Raw genomic sequence first — 3,612 nt, 5'->3', positions numbered from 1 at the left:
GTGGGACCGGGCGATGTGCCTGTTCATCTGGGGCAATCCGACTGGCGAGCCGCCGAGGCTCGACGAGGAGGAGCCGGCCGACGAGCCGGCGGCGCCGAGTGACCCTCGCCTGACCGCCGCGCTGGACGACGCTCAGACCAGCCCCGAGTTCCTGCCGGTGCCTGCCGACGATCTCGAAGAGGTGCTGAAGCGGCCGATCGAAGACTGGATGGTCTATCTCGACCCGGATCAGCGGAGCCTGGTCGAGCGGAACTACAACGGCCCGGCGCGGATCCGCGGCGCGGCCGGCACCGGCAAGACCGTGGTGGCCCTGCACCGTGCCCGCCGGTTCGCCGCCGAGGGCAAGCGAGTGCTGTTCACGACGTACGTGCGGAATCTGCCGCCCATTTATGAGCAGGTGTTCGCGCGCTGGGCTCCCTCCGAACTGAAGAACGTCGAGTTCGCCGGTGTGCACAGCTGGGCGATGAAGTACCTCGTCCGTCACGGTGCCAAGCCCGTACTCGACCTGCGCGGCGTCGACGACGCGTGGAACGCCGCGGTCAAGAAGGTGGCCGGGCCGGGTTCGCCGCTCGCCAAGGCGGGGCTGTGGCCGGTGTTCCTGCACGAGGAGATCGACTGGGTGGTGCGCGGGCGTGCGCTGCCCTCTCCGGACGCCTATCTTGCCCTGGAACGCAGCGGACGTGGCACTCCACTCAACCGGGAGCTGCGGGCGGAGGTGTGGAAGCTCAGCCAGGCGTACGAGGACGAACTGAGCCGGCGAGAGATCAGTGATTTCACCGAGGTGCTCCATTGGGCCTACGAGGTCGCCGACGACAATCCGCCGGAGTACGACGCAGTCATCGTCGACGAGGCGCAGGACCTGACCGACGCCGCCCTGCGGTTGCTGCACGCCGTGGTGGGCAACAAGCCCAACGGGCTCATGCTCGTCGGCGACGGTCAACAGTCGATCTATCCGGGTGGATTCAGCCTGGCCTCGGTCGGCATCAACGTGGTCGGCCGGTCCCACGTACTGACCGCCAACTACCGCAACACGCGCGAGATCCTGCAGACCGCCGGGCTGGTTGTGCGGAACGAATCGTTCGATGACGGCGGCGCCGCGCCGGAGCCCGGTGAGCGTGGCGTCGCGGTCAACCGGTCCGGGCCGGCGCCCCGGGTCATCGCCGCGCCGGATGAGGCAACACACGACGTCGCGTTGCTCGACGCCATCGAGGACGCGGCCACCTCGGTCGCCGACCTCGGCGACATCGCGGTCCTCGTGCCGACGAACGCGATGGTCAAGGACATGGTCCATCTGCTCAACACGAGGGGCCTGAGCGCTCAGCATTTGAAGGATCACGACGGCCGGCCGAACCAGCGGCCGAAGGTCGGCACCTATCAGCGGGCCAAGGGGCTGGAATTCAAACAGGTATTCGTCCCGCGGCTCGATCATGCGGGCCGGCAGGTGTTCCACAAGGACCCGGAGGCCCGAGCCGCGTACGAGGCCGTGGTCAAGCGGCAGCTGTTCGTGGCCATGACTCGCGCGCGGGACGGCCTATGGCTCGGATGGGCTGGTCAGCCGAGTCCGCTGGTGCCGCCGGGCATCGTCGACATGGCACGTGAACCCTTGCTCAGCTGAGACCTGTCCGACCGGAGGAAGCAGGTGTGCGAGTGACCAGCCAGTTCACAGGTCCGGCCGATGCCCACAAACCCCTGTCGCTTGATCCGCTGGCGGCCAGCGGGATGCTTGAGGCCACGCACCGCCGCTATCTGAAGTCGCTGCTGCCGTTGCGTGAGCCGACGCTTGCCAGGGCGCTGGCGCGGGCGGTCGAGGACAGCGCGATGTTGTCCAAGCCGCCGTTGCTGGAGGCCACCCCGCCGTACGCCACGGGAGCGACGCTGCGTGAGCTGATCGCCGAAGGCGTTCTGGACGGTGGTTTCACCAACCTCGCCAGTTCCCACCTTCCGCTGAGCCGTCCGCTGTATCAGCACCAGGAGCAGGCGCTCCGCAAGGCGCAGTCCGGCCGCAACCTGGTCGTCGCCACCGGGACCGGCTCGGGCAAGACGGAGTCGTTCCTGCTGCCTATCCTCAACGCTCTGACAGCAGAACACTCCGCCGGCACGCTAGGGCCGGGGGTCCGCGCCCTGCTGCTGTATCCGATGAATGCCCTGGCCAACGATCAGCTGAAGCGTCTGCGGCAGTTGCTGGCGGACACACCGCAGTTCACGTTCGGCCGATACACCGGGGACACGCCCGAGGACGCGAACCGCGCGCGCAGTCAGTTCGAATCGCTCAATCCCGGCGAGCCGGTGCTGCCCAACGAGTTGCTGAGCAGGCAGGAGATGCGTCAGCGTCCACCGCATCTGCTGCTCACGAACTATGCGATGCTCGAGTATCTGCTGTTGCGGCCGGCCGACCTCGATCTGTTCCAGGGCGCCCACGCCGGGCAGTGGCGGTTCATCGCATTGGACGAAGCTCATGTGTATGACGGGGCGAAGGCGGCCGAGGTGGCGATGCTGCTGCGCCGGCTGCGCGACCGGGTCGGCAACGGCGCACCACAGTGCATCGCCACCAGCGCGACGGTCGGCGACGACGAGTCGGCCGTGGTCTCGTTCGCCGAGCGGCTGTTCGGTGTCCCGTTCGAGTGGGACGAGGACGACCCGGGCCGGCAGGATCTGGTCCGCGCGTCGCGGGTGGCGTTGCCGGAGGGACCGTTCTGGGGACCGCTGTCCGCCGAGGACTACCTAGCGCTGGCCGAGAGCGAGAAGGTCGGCACCCGCATCGTCGAGATGGCGGCAATGCACCGCCAGTCCGGTGATGACCCGCGCGCGCTCATCATCAATGAGGCGCGGATGGCGGAAGCGCGGAGACGGCTGGCCGAGCGGCCCGTGCCGTTCAACGAGCTTGCCGCCGAGGTCTTCCGGGAAGCACCCGACCCCGCCGCCGCCCTGGGCGCGTTGGTCACCGTCGGCAGCCGCACCCGCGACGGCAACGGCACCGCCGCACTGGGCGCTCGCTATCACCAGTTCCTGCGCGCGACCGAGGGAGCGTTCGCCTGCCTCGGAGCGGCCGGACCGCACATCGCGCTGTCGCGTCACGAGGCCTGCACGGCGTGCGGCGCGGCCATGTTCGAGATCGGCTCCTGCCGGCGGTGCGGCGGCGTCTATCTGCTCGGCGCGGTCCACACCGAGGACGGCTCGCACCGCTTCGTGCCACGCCTGCGTGACAACGACCGGCGCACCTGGCTCGCGGTGGGCGAGGACATGTCCGCGGCCGATGAGGACGACGAAACGCTGGCCGCCGAGGTGGCCGACGCGGACTCGGACGTGGCCTTCCTGTGCGTGCTGTGCGGAGCACTGCATGCCACCAAGCGGAACAGCTGCGGCGCCCAAGGCTGCACGGAGACGCAGCTGCGCCCGGTGCGCCGCCTGAAGAACAAGGAGGATTCTCCGCCGGTCTGCGTGACGTGCGGCGCCCGCGGAGAGGCCACCGTCCGGCGATTCGAGTCCGGCAACGAGGCGCCCGCGGCCGTATTGTCCTCCGCTCTGTATCAGGCGCTCCCCGAGGCGCCCGCGCCGGACCTGGCCGATCAGCCCGGCGGCGGTCGCAAGTTGCTGCTGTTCAGCGACAGCCGG

The 3,612-nt window shown here is 69.2% G+C and carries 2 protein-coding genes; both read left to right on the top strand.

The genetic code is table 11. The features are described from left to right. Window positions 1-1,615 (top strand): UvrD-helicase domain-containing protein (locus AB0M20_RS32385; protein ID WP_364304136.1); only part of this gene is annotated, 1,615 nt, incomplete at its 5' end. Between the two features lie 32 nt (window positions 1,616-1,647). Further along, a partial coding sequence (locus AB0M20_RS32380; protein WP_364304135.1) for a DEAD/DEAH box helicase occupies window positions 1,648-3,612 on the top strand: 1,965 nt, incomplete at its 3' end.

Origin of the sequence: Actinoplanes sp. NPDC051633 (assembly GCF_040681735.1) — a bacterium.
In the GTDB taxonomy this organism is placed as follows: domain Bacteria; phylum Actinomycetota; class Actinomycetes; order Mycobacteriales; family Micromonosporaceae; genus Actinoplanes.
Note: the sequence above shows the minus strand (reverse complement) of the source record. Positions and strands in the feature narration are given on the sequence as shown.